Source organism: Methylicorpusculum oleiharenae, assembly GCF_009828925.2.
Classification (GTDB): Bacteria; Pseudomonadota; Gammaproteobacteria; order Methylococcales; family Methylomonadaceae; genus Methylicorpusculum; species Methylicorpusculum oleiharenae.
In genome coordinates, this window is sequence record NZ_WUTY02000001.1 from 285,811 (window position 1) to 306,284 (window position 20,474).

19 protein-coding genes, 1 tRNA gene and 1 other RNA gene are annotated in these 20,474 nt (G+C 46.8%); 3 read left to right on the forward strand and 18 right to left on the reverse strand.

All coding sequences use genetic code 11. The features are described from left to right. Position 1: 1 nt before the first annotated feature. From murC to rsmI, 13 genes are all read right to left on the reverse strand, one after another. Positions 2 to 1,441, reverse strand: a complete 1,440-nt coding sequence (murC, locus tag GO003_RS01375) for a UDP-N-acetylmuramate--L-alanine ligase (RefSeq protein WP_159652234.1) — start codon at positions 1,439 to 1,441, stop codon at positions 2 to 4. Then, positions 1,438 to 2,493 (reverse strand): undecaprenyldiphospho-muramoylpentapeptide beta-N-acetylglucosaminyltransferase, encoded by a 1,056-nt coding sequence (murG, locus tag GO003_RS01380; RefSeq protein ID WP_159652232.1) that lies wholly within the window; start codon positions 2,491 to 2,493, stop codon positions 1,438 to 1,440. Before murG ends, murC begins: the two co-directional genes overlap by 4 nt. Beyond that, positions 2,478 to 3,653, reverse strand: coding sequence for a putative lipid II flippase FtsW (gene ftsW, locus GO003_RS01385; RefSeq protein WP_159652230.1), 1,176 nt, complete (start codon positions 3,651 to 3,653; stop codon positions 2,478 to 2,480). Before ftsW ends, murG begins: the two co-directional genes overlap by 16 nt. Further along, positions 3,650 to 5,020 (reverse strand): UDP-N-acetylmuramoyl-L-alanine--D-glutamate ligase, encoded by a 1,371-nt coding sequence (gene murD / locus GO003_RS01390; protein ID WP_159652228.1) that lies wholly within the window; start codon positions 5,018 to 5,020, stop codon positions 3,650 to 3,652. Before murD ends, ftsW begins: the two co-directional genes overlap by 4 nt. A gap of 2 nt (positions 5,021 to 5,022) precedes the next feature. Then, entirely contained in the window at positions 5,023 to 6,105 is a 1,083-nt protein-coding gene (gene mraY, locus GO003_RS01395) for a phospho-N-acetylmuramoyl-pentapeptide-transferase (RefSeq protein WP_159652226.1), read from the reverse strand. A gap of 15 nt (positions 6,106 to 6,120) precedes the next feature. Beyond that, the gene (locus GO003_RS01400; protein ID WP_159652224.1) at positions 6,121 to 7,467 is read right to left on the reverse strand and encodes a UDP-N-acetylmuramoyl-tripeptide--D-alanyl-D-alanine ligase; all 1,347 of its coding nucleotides are present in this window, start codon (positions 7,465 to 7,467) and stop codon (positions 6,121 to 6,123) included. Next, entirely contained in the window at positions 7,467 to 8,930 is a 1,464-nt protein-coding gene (locus GO003_RS01405) for a UDP-N-acetylmuramoyl-L-alanyl-D-glutamate--2,6-diaminopimelate ligase (protein ID WP_159652222.1), read from the reverse strand. Before GO003_RS01405 ends, GO003_RS01400 begins: the two co-directional genes overlap by 1 nt. A gap of 3 nt (positions 8,931 to 8,933) precedes the next feature. Then, positions 8,934 to 10,664, reverse strand: coding sequence for a peptidoglycan D,D-transpeptidase FtsI family protein (locus GO003_RS01410; RefSeq protein ID WP_159652220.1), 1,731 nt, complete (start codon positions 10,662 to 10,664; stop codon positions 8,934 to 8,936). After that, positions 10,665 to 10,943, reverse strand: coding sequence for a cell division protein FtsL (gene ftsL / locus GO003_RS01415; RefSeq protein WP_231088768.1), 279 nt, complete (start codon positions 10,941 to 10,943; stop codon positions 10,665 to 10,667). Further along, positions 10,940 to 11,866 (reverse strand): 16S rRNA (cytosine(1402)-N(4))-methyltransferase RsmH, encoded by a 927-nt coding sequence (gene rsmH / locus GO003_RS01420; protein ID WP_159652218.1) that lies wholly within the window; start codon positions 11,864 to 11,866, stop codon positions 10,940 to 10,942. Before rsmH ends, ftsL begins: the two co-directional genes overlap by 4 nt. A gap of 16 nt (positions 11,867 to 11,882) precedes the next feature. Beyond that, complete coding sequence (gene mraZ / locus GO003_RS01425; RefSeq protein WP_159652216.1) at positions 11,883 to 12,350, reverse strand: division/cell wall cluster transcriptional repressor MraZ; 468 nt, start codon at positions 12,348 to 12,350, stop codon at positions 11,883 to 11,885. A 344-nt stretch (positions 12,351 to 12,694) separates the two neighbouring features. After that, positions 12,695 to 13,041: RNase P RNA component class A (gene rnpB / locus GO003_RS01430), an RNA gene on the reverse strand. Between the two features lie 58 nt (positions 13,042 to 13,099). Then, positions 13,100 to 13,963: a 16S rRNA (cytidine(1402)-2'-O)-methyltransferase gene (rsmI, locus tag GO003_RS01435; protein ID WP_159652214.1), complete on the reverse strand. Its 864-nt coding sequence runs from the start codon at positions 13,961 to 13,963 to the stop codon at positions 13,100 to 13,102. A 43-nt stretch (positions 13,964 to 14,006) separates the two neighbouring features. Here rsmI and GO003_RS01440 point away from each other — a divergent pair, with 43 nt between their 5' ends. From GO003_RS01440 to GO003_RS01450, 3 genes are read left to right on the forward strand one after another with little or no spacing between them, the layout of a single operon-like run. Next, entirely contained in the window at positions 14,007 to 15,875 is a 1,869-nt protein-coding gene (locus GO003_RS01440) for a penicillin-binding protein activator (protein WP_231088769.1), read from the forward strand. Then, positions 15,875 to 16,258 carry a YraN family protein gene (locus GO003_RS01445; protein ID WP_159652210.1) on the forward strand — a complete coding sequence of 128 codons (384 nt, stop codon included), beginning with the start codon at positions 15,875 to 15,877 and terminating at the stop codon, positions 16,256 to 16,258. Before GO003_RS01440 ends, GO003_RS01445 begins: the two co-directional genes overlap by 1 nt. Continuing rightward, on the forward strand, positions 16,255 to 16,857 hold the full coding sequence (locus GO003_RS01450) for an SIS domain-containing protein (protein ID WP_159652208.1): 603 nt from the start codon (positions 16,255 to 16,257) through the stop codon (positions 16,855 to 16,857). Before GO003_RS01445 ends, GO003_RS01450 begins: the two co-directional genes overlap by 4 nt. A 68-nt stretch (positions 16,858 to 16,925) precedes the next feature. Here GO003_RS01450 and GO003_RS01455 read toward each other — a convergent pair whose 3' ends face one another. The 5 genes from GO003_RS01455 to GO003_RS01475 all read right to left on the reverse strand — a co-directional run bounded on the left by GO003_RS01455 (position 16,926) and on the right by GO003_RS01475 (position 20,448). Further along, complete coding sequence (locus tag GO003_RS01455; protein WP_231088770.1) at positions 16,926 to 17,399, reverse strand: tetratricopeptide repeat protein; 474 nt, start codon at positions 17,397 to 17,399, stop codon at positions 16,926 to 16,928. Between the two features lie 175 nt (positions 17,400 to 17,574). Beyond that, complete coding sequence (locus GO003_RS01460; RefSeq protein WP_159652206.1) at positions 17,575 to 17,889, reverse strand: heavy metal-binding domain-containing protein; 315 nt, start codon at positions 17,887 to 17,889, stop codon at positions 17,575 to 17,577. Positions 17,890 to 18,486: 597 nt separating this feature from the next. After that, positions 18,487 to 19,194, reverse strand: coding sequence for a methyltransferase family protein (locus tag GO003_RS01465; RefSeq protein WP_159652204.1), 708 nt, complete (start codon positions 19,192 to 19,194; stop codon positions 18,487 to 18,489). Beyond that, complete coding sequence (cmoA, locus tag GO003_RS01470; RefSeq protein ID WP_159652202.1) at positions 19,191 to 19,922, reverse strand: carboxy-S-adenosyl-L-methionine synthase CmoA; 732 nt, start codon at positions 19,920 to 19,922, stop codon at positions 19,191 to 19,193. The genes GO003_RS01465 and cmoA overlap by 4 nt, the downstream gene beginning before the upstream one ends. Positions 19,923 to 20,360: 438 nt before the next feature. Further along, positions 20,361 to 20,448, reverse strand: a tRNA-Ser gene (locus GO003_RS01475). Positions 20,449 to 20,474: the final 26 nt, after the last annotated feature.

Below are 20,474 nucleotides of genomic sequence, written 5' to 3' on the forward strand. Positions count from 1 at the left end.
CCTATCGCATGACCAGCGCTTCAGCCAACAAAACCGGCAAATCGGTAGCGATCTGCCCAACATTTCCTGCGCCCAAGGTCAAAATCACATCATCCTTCCTGACAATACCCGCCAACAATTTTGGCAATTCCCGCCAATCTTCTACAAATACCGGATCCACCTGCCCTCTGACGCGAATGGCTCGACTCAATGACCGCCCGTCTGCTCCGGTGATAGGAGATTCGCCTGCCGAATAAATATCCAGCAAAATTAAAACATCCACGGATGATAAGACCTGGACGAAATCTTCAAACAAATCACGGGTCCGGGAATACCTGTGGGGCTGAAAAATAATGACTTCCCGCCGTTTAGGCCAAGCCTGTCGCAACGCCTCAAGGGTTGCGGCAATTTCACGGGGATGATGCCCATAATCATCCACCAGGGTTAACCGGCCGCCCTCAAATGGGATATCTCCATTGATTTGAAAACGGCGGCCTATGCCATGAAATGCGCCCAGACTTCTAACGATGGCGTCATCATCCACATCCAGACTGGTTGCAATGGCGATAGCCGCCAATGCATTCAACATGTTGTGCCACCCTGGCATATTCAGATGAACTCTGAGCGGTTCATAGTTACCCGAGCGCAACACGGTGAAAGAGGTGTTCATTCCGCATTGATGAATTTCAATCGCCCTGACATCGGCCTGTTCATGGACACCATAGGTTTTTACCGGCTTGGACAGTTTCGGCAAAATCTCCCTGACACCCTCATCGTCCAGACACAAAACGGCCAGGCCGTAAAAAGGCAAATGATGCAAAAATTCGATAAATGTCGCTTTAAGCTTGTCGTAGCTACCCTGATAGGTTGCCATATGGTCTTGATCGATGTTCGTCACGACCGCCATCATGGGCTGCAGGTACAAAAATGAAGCGTCGCTTTCATCGGCTTCCGCAACCAGATAATGACCCTGACCTAACTTGGCATTGGTGCCTGCGCTGTTAAGCCGCCCACCGATCACAAAAGTGGGATCCATCCCGGCTTCTGCCAAAATGCTCGCAACCAGGCTGGTCGTCGTCGTTTTGCCATGCGTCCCGGCCACAGCAATGCCGAAACGAAAGCGCATCAATTCAGCCAGCATTTCTGCGCGAGGAATCACGGGTATCCTGTTCAGATAAGCCTCATCAACCTCATCATTGCTGCGATCAATTGCAGAAGAAACGACAACAACATCAGCACCAGCAACGTGCTCGCGTTTATGCCCGATATGGACTGACACACCTTGTTTAATCAGTCTTTCGGTTACTGCACTGGTTTTGATATCCGAACCGGACACTTGGTAACCCAGATTGGAAAGCACTTCGGCAATGCCACTCATACCCGTGCCGCCAATTCCGACAAAATGTATGCGATCAACATTACCTAGTGCTTTAGTAGGCATCTTTACTTTCGGAAAATTCATGGACGGGCCTCCGCAATACAACTATCAGCAACACACCGGGTTGCATCCAGCTTTGCACAAGTGAGGGCTGCACGCCCCATCTCGTCGAGATGGTCAATAATATGCTTGATCCGGCCCGCCAGATTTTCAGGTGTTAAATCATGTTGCATCAACAACAGGCCTCCTCCGGCATCAACGGCATACTTCGCATTGGCGGTCTGATGGTCATCGATTGCATAAGGAAACGGGATATAAACAGCCGGAAGCGCCATCGCAGCGACTTCGCTGACCGTCATGGCGCCTGAGCGACAGACAACCAGATCCGCCCATTGATAGGCTTCAGCCATGTTTTGAATAAACGCTGTCACTTGTGCATCAATTCCTAAATCCTGATACCGTTGAGTCACTTCGGCGAGCATGGACTCACCCGTCTGATGTTTGATCCGCACCGATTCAAGCCTGGAAGCCGTATCAGGCATAATTTCATTCAGAACCTTGGCGCCTTGACTGCCGCCTAAGACCAAAATGCGCACCACCCCGGCTGATTTGCCTGCTTTATTTTTGGTGACCGACAATAATTCTTTACGCAGTGGATTACCCACCCATTTGGCATTGACATTCTTTTTAAAGCTATCAGGAAAAGCTTCCAGCACTTGATTTGCCAATTTAGAAAGCAAACGGTTAGTTGTGCCCGGTACGCGATTTTGTTCATGAATAATCAACGGAATACCCAGCAGTTTAGCCATTATCCCTCCAGGCCCGGCAACAAATCCGCCCATACCCAGCACTACATCGGGTTTACGCTGACGCAGAATTTTTAAGGCTGCGAAACAAGCCCTGATCAATAATCCGATCGCTTTAAATTTTGCGGCCAAACCCTTGCCTCTAAATCCGGCCACTGGCAACCAGTCAATTTCAATCCCGTTTGCTGGAACCACCTTGCATTCCAGGCCGTTTAAAGTTCCCATCCAGCTGACTTGCCAGTCCTGCTCCTGTAAATAATGAGCAACAGCAAGCGCCGGAAAAACATGTCCGCCTGTTCCGCCAGCCATAATCACTATGCGTTTGCCCATAACGGATTCCCTTTTGGTAAAGAGGCCTTTAATACATGAGCATCCGAACTGACTCTTAACAGCAAGGCAATTGCACTGCACATCACAATCATACTGCCGCCGCCATAACTCATTAGCGGCAAGGTAATCCCCTTGGTCGGCAATATGCCCATATTCACGCCCATATTGATAAACGCCTGAAATCCAAACCAGAATCCTATGCCATAGGCAACGTAGGCGGGAAATGCCAGACCTGCGTTTTCGGCCGTCACGCCTATTTTGAATGCACGCCATACCAATAAAGCAAACAACAGAATCACCAGCGTAATGCCCAGCAAACCTAACTCCTCGGCTAACACTGAAAATAGAAAATCGGTATGCGCCTCAGGCAAATAAAAAAGTTTCTGCAAGCTGTTGCCCAACCCGACACCTATCCATTCTCCCCGGCCAAACGATATTAAGGCCTGCACCAGCTGAAATCCGGTATTTTCCGGATCGGCCCAAGGATTGAGATAAGAAACGATCCGCTTCCATCGATACGGAGAGATAATCACCAAGGCCGCTGCGGCTGAACCGAAGATCAGCAGTAATGCCGCAAATTGGCCTAATCTCGCGCCACTCAAAAACATGATCACCATCGCCATCGACACTATCACTACTGCAGAACCAAAATCGGGCTCCAACAGCAATAAAACGCTGGCAACGACGAACAACGCTAAAGGTTTAAAAGCGCCAAACGTCGAATTTCTTAATGTGTCCTGATATCGCGTCACATAACTCGCCATGTAGATCACTGAAATCAGTTTGACAACTTCAGAGACCTGAATTCGAAATCCGCCCAACGAAATCCAGCGGGTACTGCCATTCACTTTCACGCCTAAGCCGGGAACGAATACCAGCAACAACAAAGCCAATCCACCCAAAAATAACCATTGCCCGTAGCGCTCCCAAAAACTCAACGGCACACAATACATGGCGACAGCAAATACCAATCCGATAACGATATGGATCATCTGCATCATCGGGTAATGCCAGTTGCTGCTTTGCATTTTTTCACCCAAATGAAATGACGCCGATGACACCATGATGAAACCGATGATCAACAAGGCACAACTGATGCCTATAACCTGATAATCCAGATAAAACTCTTTTCCTGGTTTATTAGAATCTGATGCACTCATTGTTGTAACCCGAAAACGGCCGTAGCAAACTTTTCGCCACGCTCTTTATAACTTTTAAATTGATCCAGACTGGCACAGGCCGGGGATAACAATACCGTCTCTCCTTTATCAGCCAAACCGGAAGCCACATTAACAGCCTCAGCAATGTTCTTAACCGAATAAACAGGTACACTCCCGTTGATGGCTTTTTCAATCATTGGACCATCTTTACCCATCAGGATCACCGCCTTGGCTTTTTCCCTGAGGACCGGTACCAGTTCATTCATATCTGCGCCTTTGGCGTCACCGCCTGCGATGAGAATGACCTTATTTTTATAACCTTGCAGTGCGGCTAAACAAGCCCCAATATTTGTAGCTTTGGAATCATTGACCCACGTAATCCCTTTAATCTGGGCAACCCGTTGCATGCGATGATCCAGGCCTTTAAATTTCCGCAAGGCATTGCACATAGCCCGCTCATCAAGCCCAATTGCATCTCCCAGGGCTAAAGCGGCCAATGCATTTGATGCATTATGCAGCCCTTCCAAAGGCAATTCCGATAACGCCATTAAACGTTGATTCTTGCTGACCAGATAGTCAACTGAACCTTCACTTTGCAGACAATAATCAGCCTGGGTTTTAATCGAAAAGGTTTTGACTTTTCGCTCAGGATTGGCCATCGCTTCAACCCAGGGGTCATCCAGATTGATGACCATCACGCCGTCGCCGTTAAATATTTTTTGTTTTTCAGCAGCATAGTCCGCCATGCTGTCATGACGATCCAGGTGATCCGCGGTGACGTTCAAAACGGTAGCAGCCGCTGCATTAAGTAAAGACGTTCTTTCCAGTTGAAAACTCGACAATTCCAATACATAGAGATCACAATCCGCCTGTAACAAATCCAGCGCCGGCGTTCCCAGATTACCGCCTATGGCGACCTGTCTGCCCGCTTCCTTAGCCATGGCACCCACCATGGTGGTCACGGTACTTTTTCCGTTCGAACCGGTAATGCCAACAACGGGAACACTGATGCAACTCACCAGCAGATCTATATCACTGAAGACTTTTGCGCCTCTGGCTATCGCTTTGACAATCGGGTATTCCTTTAACGAGACACCGGGACTGATGATCAAATGCGATGCCACCTTGAAAGCCGCTTCATCAAATCCACCGGTAAAAATCGGCGCATCGGGAATCTCATCCGCCAGTTTTGCCAGTAAAGGCGGCCTGTCCCGGCTGTCCACTACCGCGAAGCGGATGTGCTGTTCATTCAGAAAACGGGCAACCGAAAATCCAGTATCGCCCAAACCTACTACTAAAACTTTAGAGGCATTGGGATCCAATCCTAAATGTGTCGCAAGTGCTTGCTTGATATCCGGAACGACCATAGTTATCTCAGTTTCAATGTCGATAAACCGACTAAGACCAATATAAAAGTAATAATCCAGAATCTGACGATCACGCGAGGCTCAGGCCAGCCTTTTAATTCAAAATGATGATGAATAGGAGCCATTCTAAATACTCGCTTTCCGGTCATTTTGAATGATGCAACCTGAATCATGACTGACAGTGTCTCCATCACAAAAATACCGCCCATGATGACCAGAACAATTTCCTGCCTGACCAGAACCGCCAAAACACCTAATGCTCCACCGAGTGCCAAAGCACCGACATCACCCATAAAGACCATCGCTGGGTACGCGTTAAACCAAAGAAACCCTAATCCTGCGCCAACCAGCGCCGCACAAAATACGATCAGTTCTCCGCTATTGGGTAAAAATGGAATGGCCAAATACTTGGAAAACTCGGCATGTCCCGACAAATAAGCAAAGATGCCCAAACCTGCTGCAACCATTACCGTAGGCATGATCGCCAGACCATCCAGCCCGTCTGTCAAATTAACCGCGTTACTGGTACCGACAATGACAAAATAGACCATGACGATATAAAACAAGCCCATATTGAGCATGACATCTTTGAAAAACGGCACGATGAACTGGGTTTCAGCAGGAACCGTAGCGGTCATATAAAGAAATATCGCAACAGTAAGGCCGATAACCGATTGCCAGAAATACTTGGCTCTTGCCGAGAGGCCATCGCTGTTGCCCAACATCACTTTCCGGTAATCGTCTACAAAACCGATAATTCCGAAGCCCAAGGTGACCAGCAAAACTACCCAAACATAGCGATTGCCAAGATTGCTCCACAACAACGTGCTGACTGCGACTGCAACGATTATTAACGCACCGCCCATAGTCGGAGTCCCGGCTTTATCAAAATGACTTTTAGGTCCGTCTGAACGAACACTTTGCCCGATTTTTCTGCGGGTCAGTTTTCTGATCATGACCGGACCGACGACGAAAGAGATAATCAGCGCCGTCAATGCCCCTAAAATAGCTCTCAGAGTAAGATACTGAAATACTCTGAAGGCACTATCCAAGGTCATTAAATAATCAGTCAAATAAAGTAGCATTCTTATTCCTGTGTCTTAAACAATGGCATTGACAACATTTTCCATACGCTGAAACCGTGAGCCTTTCACTAATATTGCTTCTTGGCCTTTCTGTTCGGATTTCAGGGCATCGGTCAATGCCTGCTGTGTTTCGTAATAAACCCCGCCGTCGCCGAAGGCCTCAACGCTATGGCGTGCGTCATCTCCTGTCGCAAAAAGCCTTTTAACACCCATCGCTTTCATTTGCTTACCCATGTCCTGATGAATCAATGAGCTTTCCGGGCCTAATTCACCAAAAGCGCCCAGAGCAACCCAAGGCTCGCCATTGCAGTCCATCAGAACCGCCAGCGCCGCATTTAATGAAGCAAAGTTGGCATTATAAGTATCGTCGATAACGATATTGCCCAATTGACCGGCACGAGGACACAAACGGCCATTGACCGGCTGAACGGACTCCAAACCTCGCTTGATTTGGACCAAATCCAGACCCAGCGCCAAACCTGCCGCACTGGCTGCCAAGGCATTAAGTACGTTATGACGGCCTGCCAGATTAAGCCGGATCTCGATAAATGCGTTTTTATAACGAAGGGTAAACGCCGTACAAAAACGATTTTCCGAAATTTCAGTCTTGAATCCATCTGAGCTAACATCTGCGCCAGGATTCATTCCGAATGAAATCACTTTTCGCTTACCGGCCAGACCGTGCCAGTAATCAAAATAAACATCATCGTGATTGAGTACGGCCGTCCCGGACTCCTTTAAAGCACCGATAATTTCGCCCTTGCCCCTGGAAACGCCTTCAACACTGCCGAATCCTTCTAAATGAGCCGGTCCTGCATTGGTAATAATCGTCACATCGGGCTGCACAAAACGACTGGTGTAAGCTATTTCCCCTGCATGGTTTGCACCCATTTCGATCACGCCGTACCGATGTTTTTCTTCCAGCCGCAGCAAGGTCAACGGCACGCCAATGTCATTATTCAGGTTACCGGCTGTAAACAGCACCGAGTCGTCATTCCCCAGAACTGCCGCTGTCATTTCTTTTGCAGTCGTTTTGCCGTTACTGCCGGTAATGCCAACAATACGCGCCGGCATGAGGTTTCGCCAATGGCCTGCTATTTTAGCCAAGGCCAGCCGGGTATCTTCCACTTCAAGAACCGGCAAACGGGTTTCAACTGGCTTACTTACAATAACCGCGCAGGCCCCTGCCTGTTCGGCCTGATCAACAAAATCGTTACCATCGAAATGGCCGCCCTTGATGGCTATATACAGATCGCCGGGCTGCAAGGTCCGCGTGTTAATACTGATCCGTTCAACTTCAATATCTTCGCCGGTCAGCCCGGCATCGATCCATTGCGCTATTTGGCTCAACAAAACTCGCATTATCGAATATCCTCCAAGGCTCTGATAACCACTTCGGCATCGCTGAAAGGTATTTTTACACCGTTAATTTCCTGATAGGCCTCATGACCTTTACCGGCAATAAGAATACAGTCTTGATCTTCAGCTTCTCTAACCACGGTTTTTATTGCCTGCTCTCTGTCTTGAATCACACGGATCTTGGTGCTACTGCATCCCTGCTTGATTCCGTCAATGATCCGCAACGAATTTTCGCTGCGGGGATTGTCATCGGTTAGAACAATATGGTCCGCCCATTTTTCAGCGATTTGCCCCATCAACGGACGTTTACCCGCATCCCTGTCGCCACCACAACCCATTACTACCCATAATTTTTCGGGGCAATGTTTTTTCAATCCGGTTAACACTTTATCCAGCGCATCCGGCGTGTGCGCATAATCCACAAAAATCCATGGCGTCGATTCAGAGCCATACCGTGTCATACGCCCGGCAACCGGCTTGATGTTTGAAATCCGGCGAACAGATTCATCAAAGGAGTAGCCCGTAGCCAGCAATACGCCAAAAACCAGAAGAAGATTTTCAACATTAAAATCGCCGTACAATTCAACGCTGACCCGCCGACAATGGTCACGCCAGCACACATCAAACTGCATACCGTCCAATCCCTGTTCAATTCTTTTGGCCAAAACCGTTTCGCCACTTTCTAACTGCTTGCCCTGTAAGCTTGTACCCCATACGGCAACTGAGGGAGGCACAGCCTTTAGTATCGCGGCACTGTAACTATCGTCTAAGTTGATAACCGCAAACTGCACACCCGGTTTGGCTAAAAGCCTTAACTTTGCCTCGACATAATTTTCCATTGAACCGTGATAATCCAGGTGATCACGGCTGATATTGGTATAAACCGCACCTTTAAATGTGATCCCATTAACACGGCCTTGCTCCAATCCGTGAGACGACACTTCCATTGCTACCGACCTTTTTCCTTCCTGTTTAAATGCGGCTAGCATGGCCTGGATCGCCAGCGCATCAGGCGTAGTATTTTGAGTTGTTTTAAGCTCACCCCAACTACCCCAGCCTAACGTTCCGATAATGCCACAGTCATCCATCGCTTGACCCAGAAACTGACTGCAAGACGTCTTACCGTTGGTTCCAGTTATGCCAATCAGGCTCATAGCTGCAGAAGGCTCAGCATAATAGCGCCCGGCAATATCACCCAAGCGCGCATGTAACTGCTCAACTGCAACGAAAAAAACCGCCTGATCCTGATTAAACTTCACATCTTCACAAGAAGCGGAGTCATAAATGATGGCTACCGCACCTCTTTTTATGGCGTCTTCAGCAAACAATAAGCCATGCTGCCTGGCCCCCGACAACGCAATAAAAGCATCTCCAGGCTTAACTTCACGGCTGTTTAACGTCAAACCCTGAATGGAAATATCATTTATTACCGAGGCATAGCCCTCCAGTAAGCTGCTTAGCTTCATTTTTTACTGGACCGTTTTATTTGAAAGTAATAAAGGCATGGTTTCGACCTGATCCTGAGCTACGCCCAATACCCGCAATGCGCCCGCCATCACATTTGAAAAAACCGGCCCAGAGACCAGTCCGCCATAATATTTCCCGGCTTTGGGCTCATCCACCATAACCGCCATGACTAAGCGTGGATTACTGGCAGGAGCCATACCGACAAATACCGACAAATACTTTTTTTCCTTATACCCGCCGGCACCGGCTTTTCTGACAGTACCGGTTTTACCCGCAACTCGGTAACCATCGACCCTTGCAAGATAGGCTGTTCCATCCTGCATCACCACATGTTCAAGCATGCTGCGTATCTGTTTGGCTGTTTTTGATGAAAACACACGCTTTTCGTCCGTATCTTCATCTCTTTTCAGCAAGCTGACTGAATGTAAAACGCCATCATCAGCCAATGCGGTATAAGCTCGCGCCAACTGTAAGACCGAGGTATTGACACCATAACCGAACGACAAGGTCGCTTGAGCAAAGTTATTCCACCGGTGGTAATCCAATAAACTGCCGTTGGCTTCACCGGGAAAGTCCAAACCCGCCGAGACACCAAAACCCAGTCGGTGATAAAACCCCCAAAAATATTTAGGTGGCATAGTCAACGCGACTTTACTGGTTGCAACATTGCTGGATTTTTTTAAAACCTGCGTTAAATCCATGGTGCCGTAATTGTGAATATCCTTAACAACATTTCGGCCAACCCGGTAAGCGCCGTCCGTTTCAATTTTTATACCTTCCTTGATAAAACCGCCCTGTAATGCCGCCGCTATCACGAATGGCTTGACGGTTGATCCGGGCTCAAACAAATCAGTCAGACCTCTGTTTCGAAATGCACCTTTGTTTGTCCCGGTAGGCATATTCGGATTGAAGGAAGGGTAATTGACATTAGCCAACACCTCGCCTGTTTTTGCATCCAAAAGCACCAGCGCTCCGGCATCAGCCTGATTTTCAATCACGCCTGCCTGCAATTCCCGATAAGCAATGTACTGAATACGCTCGTCAATGCTTAGCTTTATGTTTTGTCCGTTAATGGGTGCTTTAATGGCTTCAATATCAGCAATAATTTGCCGCTTGCCATCCCTGATTACACGTTTTCGGCCGGTTACGCCCTTTAAAAGACTTTCATAAGCCAGTTCAATGCCTTCTTGCCCAACATCATCAATATTGGTGAAGCCCACCAGTTGAGCAGAGATAGGACCTGCAGGGTAATACCGCTTAAATTCACGATCGAAATAAACGCCTTTAATACTGAGCTTTTTTACCCGCTCTGCCAGATCCGGATTGATACGTCTTTTGACATAAACAAATTGGCGCTTTGATCCGGGTATTATCAACTTGGCAATTTTACCTTCAGACAAACCCAGCAGTTGCTCGACTTGTTTAATATCCGAAGGGGCAACTTCAGCCAACTCCATTGGGTTGACCCACGCAGACTCAACCGGGGAACTGATGGCCAAAGGCTCGTCATTCCTATCCAGAATCATGCCTCGATAGGCAGAAACCGCCACTTCGCTAACATGCCTCATATCACCTTGCTGCTTTAAAAACTGCTTATTCAGCACTTGCAAATCAAAGGCGCGACCTACCAGTAATGCCATTCCCCCCAACATAAAAGCCAGCAACACTTTACGTCTTACCGCAAAATCGTTGACCGGCTTCCTTGTTTGTTTCTGTGTATTAAAACGGCGCATCTAGGGCTTAATGTAAATAATCGCTTCCCGTTGCGGCAAAACCAGCCTCAGCTTCTCGCGCGCAATTTGTTCAACTCTATTTTCTTCCGCTAAAGTCGTTAGCTCAAGTTGCAACTGACCCCATTCGACTTCATAGCGATCGAGTTCCCGTTCTTGCTTTTGAATCTCAATGAACAACAACCTCGATTGGTACTTACTGTAAATAACCGCCAAAGCCGAACCTAAAAGCCCAACCACAAGCCCCATCATCAACAGGACCTTAATCTTGACCACATTCATATTTTTTCAGCCACCCGCATAACGGCACTTCTGGATCTGGGATTTTCAGACACTTCCTCGTCACCGGCTTTTATAGCCTTACCCATCTTTTTTAGCAGTCCTTTACTTATCTCGGATTCTTTTACCGGTAGCCGACCCGGGTCATATTTGCCGCCCGACTCCGCTCTTATAAAACGCTTGACGATGCGGTCTTCTAATGAATGAAACGATATGACAACCAACCGGCCTCCCGGCTTTAGTACCTCAACCGATTGATCCAGCGCTGACTTGAGTTCGTTCAATTCCTGATTGATTTCCAGGCGAATCGCCTGAAAAGTACGCGTGGCAGGATGTTTATGTTTCTCTCTCACCGGCACAGCGTCTTCAATCAACTCGACCAGTTGACGGGTCGTTAAAATCGGATTTGTCATCCTGGATGAAACGATAGTCCGGGCAATTCTCCGGGCAAAACGCTCTTCACCGTATTCAAACAAGACCTTGGCCAAACTTTGCTCATCAATATGCGAAAGCCACTGCGCGGCGGTTTCGCCATGATGAATATCCATTCTCATGTCCAAAGGTCCATCGTTCATAAAGCTGAAACCACGCTCAGGCCTATCAAGCTGCGGCGAGGAAACACCTAAGTCCATTAAAATCCCGTCGACACAACCCAGTAAATCATGCTGACCGGCAATCAATGTCAATGCCGAAAAGCGACTGTGCACCAAAGTAAATCGGGCATCTTGCTGCAGTTCCTGGGCAACAGCCGAATCAATGGCCGCCTTATCTCTATCCAACGCCAGCAAACGCCCCTGCTTGCCAAGACCGGCCAATATACCCTGACTGTGCCCTCCTCTCCCGAAAGTGCAATCGATATAAGTGCCTTGTTCTTTTATGGCTAAAGCCTGCAGCGCCTCTACAAATAAAACCGGTCGGTGCTGCACAAAGTCTTCCCAATGATTAAAACGATAATGTTCCTAACTCCTCAAGCCCTTCCGTATCGCCACCGTCCATCCATTCATGTTCTTTTGCGGTCCAGGCAAGCTCACTCCAAAGCTCAAATTTATTGAGTTGCCCAACCAGCATAATTTTTTTGTCCATTTGGGCAAATTCTCTTAATTTCTCGGGAATCAACATCCGCCCCTGGCCATCCATTTCACATTCAGTGGCATTGCCAATTACAAAACGCCGCAACATGCCGGCCATTTTATTCAGGGTGGGTAGCTTGACAATCGTTTGTTCGAGCTTTTCCCATTCAGGCAAAGGGTACAGCCACAAACAACCGGGCTCACCTACACAACGATCATTAACCGCCACAGTAACAACCAACTGACGATCACAGCATTCCTGCAATTCCTCTCTATAACGAGTAGGAATCGCAATGCGTCCTTTTGGATCGAGATTGATTGAACTGATACCTCTTAACATGCCTTTCGGACTCTCCCAAAAAATCCCTTTCTCACCACAACACAACAATTTTAATCCACTATAGATTTCATTAAGGCCTTAGTCAAGGGTCAATTAATTTAAATTCTTTCTTTTTCTACAATGACTTAGAGGCTGAAAAAAAGGAGGCCAAAAACGAAGCAAAGCCAGCTCCGATAAATTCCATCTAATATCATGAGGTTAATAATAGAAATTGAAGTATCGGCTTAAACGAAAAAAATCCGGACCGTCAAACTTGAAATGACAGAGGACAGATGTAAAAAAGGAAGGAAAAATGCGCCAAAAACACATTGGCAGGATGGGATAGAGAGAAGTATTTGAAGAGTATCAAGAGTCGGCCTGTAAGCCGGGTTCTGTCTGGAACAGCCATTCATCTAGGCTGCAAGTCACCCTGCAGCTCAAGCAATCTACCCGGGAACCGCGCGGGCCACGCGTATGTTCCCCTATTTGATCTTGCTCCGAGTGGGGTTTACCCTGCCACACCTGTTGCCAGTTGCGCGGTGCGCTCTTACCGCACCATTTCACCCTTACCGGATTTACATCCGGCGGTATATTTTCTGCGGCACTTTCCGTAGGCTCACGCCCCCCAGGCGTTACCTGGCACTCCGCCCTATGGAGCCCGGACTTTCCTCCATCCCACTGAAAGTGAGACAGCGACTGCTCAGCCAACTCTTGATCGCGCCGATTATACGTGATTACCTCGAGTTGACCAGAAAAAACATTAAACCGTGTTAATCACTCTCGGCTTGACCAACCAAACTCAAAGCCAGCTGATACAGGACTTTTTTGCGAACGCCCGTGATTTCAGCCGCCAAGGAGGCCGCTGTTTTGATGGAACATTCTTGCAACAAGATTTTTAACACCTTAAGTTGTTCATCATTTATTTCGTCATGACCTTTTTGAGAAACAAAACCGTCGACAATGACCACAAACTCGCCTTTTCGCATGTTTTCATCCTGCGCGACCTTTTCCAGCATTTCTTCCAGGCTCGATTTAATAATCGTTTCATGCATTTTGGTCATTTCTCTGGCGATGACAATCTGATGATCCAGAGGAAAAACCTTGGCCATATCCTGCAAAGAAGCCAATATGCGATGACTTGACTCATAAAATACCCAGGTTGCCGGGTTATTTAAACGATCGGTAAAAAATGCCACTCTTGCCGAGGACGTTCTAGGCAAGAAGCCTTCAAAAGTAAACCTGGAAACCGGCAGTCCAGAGACTGATAAAGCAGCAATCAATGCACATGCTCCGGGAATGGGTACCACATCGATTCCTGCATTCTTAGCCAGCCGCACCAAAGGCATGCCGGGATCACTCAGCAAAGGCGTACCGGCATCCGAGACCAAAGCAATCGATACCCCCTGTTGCAATTTATTTAAAAGATCGACCGAAACCCTATCCTCATTATGCTGATGTAAAGACACCATTTTATTATTGATATTGTAATGTTGGAATAAATGCAACACATGCCGGGTATCTTCAACCGCAATCAAATCAACAGTCTTTAAAACCTCAACCGCACGAAAACTAAAATCAGCCAAATTACCTATTGGCGTTGCAACAACGTATAATCGGCCTGTTTGATCACTCATTTATTTTCACCTGATTTCCTGCTGTGAGGGTATGACAATCACCATGAGACGGCTTTATCATTCTAATTTACTCTTGTCGGGCGTCGTTTTGCTGTCGGCTTGCGGCAAAACAGGAATTCAAGATTCAAGCTATGAGCAAGACGCCAAAGCAGCCAAAACTTATATGCAGCAAGGCCAACCCAAAAAAGCGGCTCGAGTCTATCAACATCTGGCTGATAACGAAACGGATTTGCAAGATCAATTTCGCCTTTTGGCGATTGAATCAATGATTTTGTCAGGCGACATTAATACCGCAAAAACTTACGCTCAGGCTATCAATGCCAATCAATTGTCAGCCCAACAACAAAGTCTGCTTAATCTCTATCAAGCCCAGATTGACCTGAGCTTTGGTGAGGCAGAACAAGCTGCCGTCCGCCTGGAACAAATCCGCCCCGAACTGCTGCAAAACAATGACTTGATTAAATTCTATCAATCCAATGCCTTTGCTTACTCATTGACCGGCGACCTGATTAAGAGCGCAACCTCGCGCATAGCGCTAGGCCCCTTGCTTCCACCCGATCAACAAGCCAAAAACAACTCGGCGATACTGGAAGCGCTCAGCCTGGTGCCTTTAAACACGCTTCAAGAAACCCAGGCTCGCAGCTCAGGTTATTTGACCGGTTGGTTGTCGCTGGCCAGACTGGTCCGCCAGGATTCTCAAAATCGCGTTCAACTTCAAAACGACTTCGTGCAATGGCAAAAAGCATTTCCCGGCCACCCCGCCAATGATTTACTTCCTCAAATTCTGGCCGGCCTGCAAAACCTGCCTGGTATTATTGCCATCATTTTGCCCGGCTCGGGCACTTATGCAATGGCCGGCAAAGCCGTCCGGGAAGGCGTGATGGCTGCGTATCATCAGGATAACAGTGCGTCCAAATCAGAACTGCGCTTTTATGATAGTGAACAATCACCCGCATCCGCACTTTACACCCAAGCCAAAGCCGAAGGCGCCCAATTGGTAATCGGCCCATTAAGCAAACCGGATATTATCGAACTGGCAGGCACTGCAAACTTGGATATCCCTGTTCTGGCATTAAACAATGTTCCTGAAATAGCCAGAGACAATCTGTATCAGTTCGGCCTCAATCCCTTCGATGATACCGAGCAAGTCAGCGCCAAAGCCTGGTCAGACGGCCACAAAAAAGCGTTGCTATTGATTCCTGAAACAGAACAAGGCGCTCGCATCCAGGGGTTTTTTCAGCAGCTTTGGGAAAGCGGCGACACCGCTCTTTTGGAAACTCAGAGCTACGACCCCAAACAAACTGATTTTTCGGAACCTATCAAAAAACTACTTAATCTGGATGAGAGCACTTATCGCTTCGAAAATTTACGGCAACACATTCCGGACATCACGTTTACACCCCGAGTTCGCCACGATGCCGAATTAGTCTTGCTTAACGCTTATGAGACGGCCGCCCGGTCGATCAACCCGCAGCTCAAATACTTGCAGGCGGCTCATTTACCGGTTTACGCGACACCTCAGGTCTATACCGGCAATCCCAATCCATCCAGCGATATTGATCTGGAAAACATTATTTTTTGTGATACGCCCTGGCTGTTCGATGACGCCTACCCAGGCCCGCTCAGCTTTTCCGCTCTGGTAAATGTCAGGGAAAGCTTCCCGCCTATTTACCTGCGCCTGATCGCGATGGGTATAGATGCTTACCACTTGTCCACTCAACTGAATCACCTCGCAAACGAGCCGTTTAAAGGAGCCAGCGGCAATCTGACGCTGACAGAAGGTAACCGTATTAAACGCAATCTTGTCTGCGCTCAGTTTAATCAAGGCCGACCGCTAGCAACGGGCATTGTTAACAGCCTGATTCAGATGGATAATTTGCCTGCTGCACCAGAGAACCTTTCCACTGAATAATGGCGCTTATTCCCAACAGAGACAAACCGTCTCATTTAACCAAAGGATCTGCAACTGAAGAGCAAGCCTGCCAATTCCTTATAAGCCAGGGGCTCAAACTGGTGGATAGAAACTTCCGCTGCCAAAGCGGGGAACTGGATCTTGTCATGCTCGACGGCAAAACCCTGGTGATAATCGAGGTCAGATATCGCAAAAACAACCGTTACGGCGGCGCGGAAGCCAGTGTCACCCGGCAGAAACAAGCAAAGATTATTGCCGCCACCCACTATTATTTAACCCAGCACAAAACGGGGGCCTCCATTCGTTTTGATGTTGTCGCAATAACAGGAGGCAACCCTGTGAATTGGATAAAAAACGCATTTCAAACAGAGTGGATTTCATGAGTTTACAAGATCGTATCGAACAACATTTCACTCAAAATACCCTGACTCAACAGGAAGCACTGCTCAACTTAAGCGAAATCATTGAGTTTGCCTCTTTGAGATTGGTCGCAACGCTGCTGAATGACAATAAAATTCTAACATGCGGAAACGGCGGCTCTGCCCTCAATGCCACGCAGTTCGTGGTTAAAATGCTCAACCGTTTTGACCGTGAACGTCCGTCCTTACCCGCTTTTGCACTCACAACCGATACCTCAACTATCACGTCGATTGCAAATGACCTTCTATTTGATGATGTTTATGCCAAACAAATCAGAGCGCTGGGACAAAGCGGCGACATTCTTTTGTTGTATACCGCCAGCGGCAATTCGGCCAACATGGTCAAAGCAGTCAGCGCGGCTCATGACAAAGATATTTCAGTCATTGCCTTAACCGGCCAAGAAGGCGGCATGCTGGCACCCATATTCAATGAAACAGATATAGTAGTACGCGTGCCTTCAAACATAAGACACCGGATTCAAGAAACGCATTTATTGATTACGCATTGCTTGCTGGACCTGGTCGATCAACAACTGTTTGGCGACAACAGCCCATCACGGTAATACGCTGATAGCCCAAAGTGACAGAACAGACTTCAAAAGGAAGTCTGTTCTGTTGACAAGCCATATCCTTATTTCGTTTTCAATAATATCTTTTTTGCATACTCGTTTGGAATTTGAGTAGCTGCTTTTAAGCGCACCGCTTGATAATTGAAAGCCACGCTGCCCTTGGCGGCTTCATTTTTGCCCAGAATAGCCAATGATGCACCGTGACCTTTAGCCGCCGCTTTTTCATACCATTGTGTGGCTTTTTTGACATCCTGCGACATGCCCAAACCCCTGTCATACATCGCCGCCACAACCACCTCAGCTTCCAGTAAACCTTGCTCGGCCGCTTTAAGCATCCAGGCCGCCGCTTCCTGAAGATTGACTTCATAGCCGTCTCTACCCAGTAAAAACAACGCCCCTAATTGGGCCTGGGCAAGCGCATTGCCCTGTTCGGCCGATTCCTTTATGGGTGTCTTTTGTGCGGCCTCTTCGGCATGAGTCATAGCCGTGCCGGACAAGACAAAAACACACACTATCAATTTTATTATTTTTATCATTTCGTCACCTTCCCGCCCAATTTGAATAATTTATTATTGGCCTGGGCATATTGACTCAATAACCAGAAAATTTCATTATTTAATAGCGTCGTCTAAAAGCGGAATCATGCTTTATACATAGGCCAGTTTGTTCCTGCCAATTCAGACTGAGCGACTGGATAGTAAAATCAACGCTTCATTTAAGCTTGACCGCAGTCCCGTAAGCCAAAATTTCGGACGCATTAGCCATGATATTGCTGGTCGTAAAGCGAATATTGACGATGGCATCGGCACCGCGCCCTTTTGCTTCGGTTACCATTCTTTCAATGGCGATATCCCTGGCCTCGGCCAACATTTCGGTATAGCCTTTTATTTCTCCACCCACCAGCCCTTTTAAAGCCGCCATTAAATCACGGCCGACATGCTTGGATTGCACCACATTGCCCACTACCACGCCCAAACACTCTTTAACTTCTCGTCCCGGCACATCTGGAGTTGTCGTAAATATCATCTTTAATTTTCCGCTTATTGAATAAAAACCCTACAAGGTAAGGCGATAGCCGGGCATTATGGATCGAATTCAACACGCATTGCAAAATTGTTATTATTTTAAAAGTCGCAAACCATAGCCGCATAAAACCCAGGCAATCAAGATGATCCACGTTAAAATCAGTTTCTTCACCCGACAACTATCCTGACACAAGGGGTTACCGAGATCCGAATGCACGATGACGTAATAAGGTAAAGTCGGCATCAAATCAAGCCAGCCTCCATCCAAGGATAGAGGTGAAATCCGATACCCATTTCTAATCAGGTGCGCCAACTAAAACATTGAGTCAGTAAGGTGGGGTAATACCGGCAAGGGTTGGTTGATGTGAGTTACAGCTTTGTATTTTTTAATGGGTTCGGCTCACCAACGCTGACCATCATGCGCTAAGGTGAACGACTGCGTTTGGTTAATCCACTTTCTGTTTTGCTCGCTTCCCCATTATTCCTTAAGCTCAAAGATAACTTTCTTTGCTGGTGACTGTAAAATCCGGGCAAGATCATTCCTGACCTATTCAGTTTAAAAGAGCGAATATTTTTATTGTGTTAATACACTGCAGCCTTATCCCCTTAATCTTCCGGATTTTTTAAGATAGCGAATACTAAAAAAAGAGGTTATCAGCAATAATCCTATAATTATCAAAAGCTCATTGCGTCGCCCATCATCAAAGCCAGATAATTCGGGATATTTCAACAAGGTTATACACGTAATACCCATCAGCCAGACATGCAAAGTACTTACTTCCTTTGACAGCCAGCGTCGCCAATTAAATTCCATGCTATTAAATGTACTTTTTAAACCGTTAAAATTAGGTATCCAACGATTCACGCGTTTGCAATAACTATCAAACTCAGTGCCAAATTTTTCCTGCAAAAAATTCTCTTCCGCCATCACTATGGATTGAAAAATAAACAGAAACAGAGGGATAACTAAGCCTACGAAAATCAAGGAATTGGATAAAATTCCAATGCCTACCAACATCAATATATTGCCAACATAGAGCGGATTTCGGCAGTGATTGAAAATACCCTCGGTCACCAGATTAACCGCATGAACTTTTTTCTTGAGACCACCCCTCTTGATGTAAGCTAATCCGATAGTAGCGCCTCGAATTATTTGACCGAAGATGGTGATGAATAAGCCAAAGAATAAAAGCCAGTTATGATTCACATCCGACAAGATGACAGGCGATGGAAAAAATAATGCCATGTATAACGGAACAAATACCCAGTTACGATATTTAAAAAAGAAATTACCGATTTGAATCATTGTTTTCTCGCGATGAGTCCGGAAAAGTTATACCACTTAAAAAACACTTCACTATGCTCAAAGCCAATATCCTGAAGCAAGCTAATATTTTCGCTGAGTTTGTAAGGAACAAGAATGTTTTCCAGGGCTTCTCGTTTTTGCGAAATTTCCATTTCGCTGTAGTTATTCCGGCGCTTGTAGTTATAGTATTGCTTAATAAATTCGCGATTGAATACACTGTCTTCTGCCAGTATTTTTTCAACCAGAATTAAAGCACCCCCGCTTTCCAACCCATCGAATATCCTCTTCAAAAGTTTTTCTCGTGAAATCGGTCGAACAAATTGCAATGTCAGGCATAAAACAACGACAGAGGCATTGGAAATCTCAACATCACGATTCAAATCAGCCACACGCAAATCAAAAGGCCGGGAAAAGCCAGCTTCATTAAGTTTGATTCGGCATTTATCCAGCATTTCGGTCGAGTCATCAATACCTATGAATCGTATATCTTCGGATACGCTGGTATTCATACCGATCAAGGTGGTGCCGGTGGCACAACCTAAGTCGTAAACATCTGTGCCCGGCTTGGCATAATCTGCGGCTAACTCGGCCATCATTCGCTGTATTTCTCCGTAGAAAGGCACCGATCGATTAACCATATCATCAAAAACATTCGCCACTGCAGAACCGAATTTAAAGTCAGTGGCCACTTTAAGTTCTTCTTGAAAAACACGATCTTTATCTGGCATAAAAAAATAAGTATTTAAGACGCTAAAGAAAATGAACAGGCGTTTCCAGAGAAATTATATACAACGCATTACTTATATAAAGAGTAATTTCTTGTTGCTGGAAAGTATTCAATGTTGACGGTGACAAAAACTGGATATTGATTGCCAGTTAGTACTTTCTATCGATGAAAATCTTTGTGACCTCCGCAGGCGAGTCCTGATGCTAAAAGCGGGGGTATTTGCGCGCTTCTCAGTCTTTCGGCTCAGAACAAACCCCACGGCATTGAATTTATCACGGTGCGCCCATTGAATCGCGCAGTGAAAGCGAAATACGTTACCACTAATCAGGTTGGGAATTTTGGACATATTCGCAGCCATTATGTAACAGTGTTTTGTAGCAGACGCTGTTATTGAGCCACGACAGGAAATATTTTTTCCCTTTTAATCAGCTGCTTATAGTGGCGGAGAGAAAGGGATTCGAACCCTTGATACGTTGCCGTATACACACTTTCCAGGCGTGCGCCTTCGACCGCTCGGCCACCTCTCCACTTGCATGCCCATCAGATGAGAACG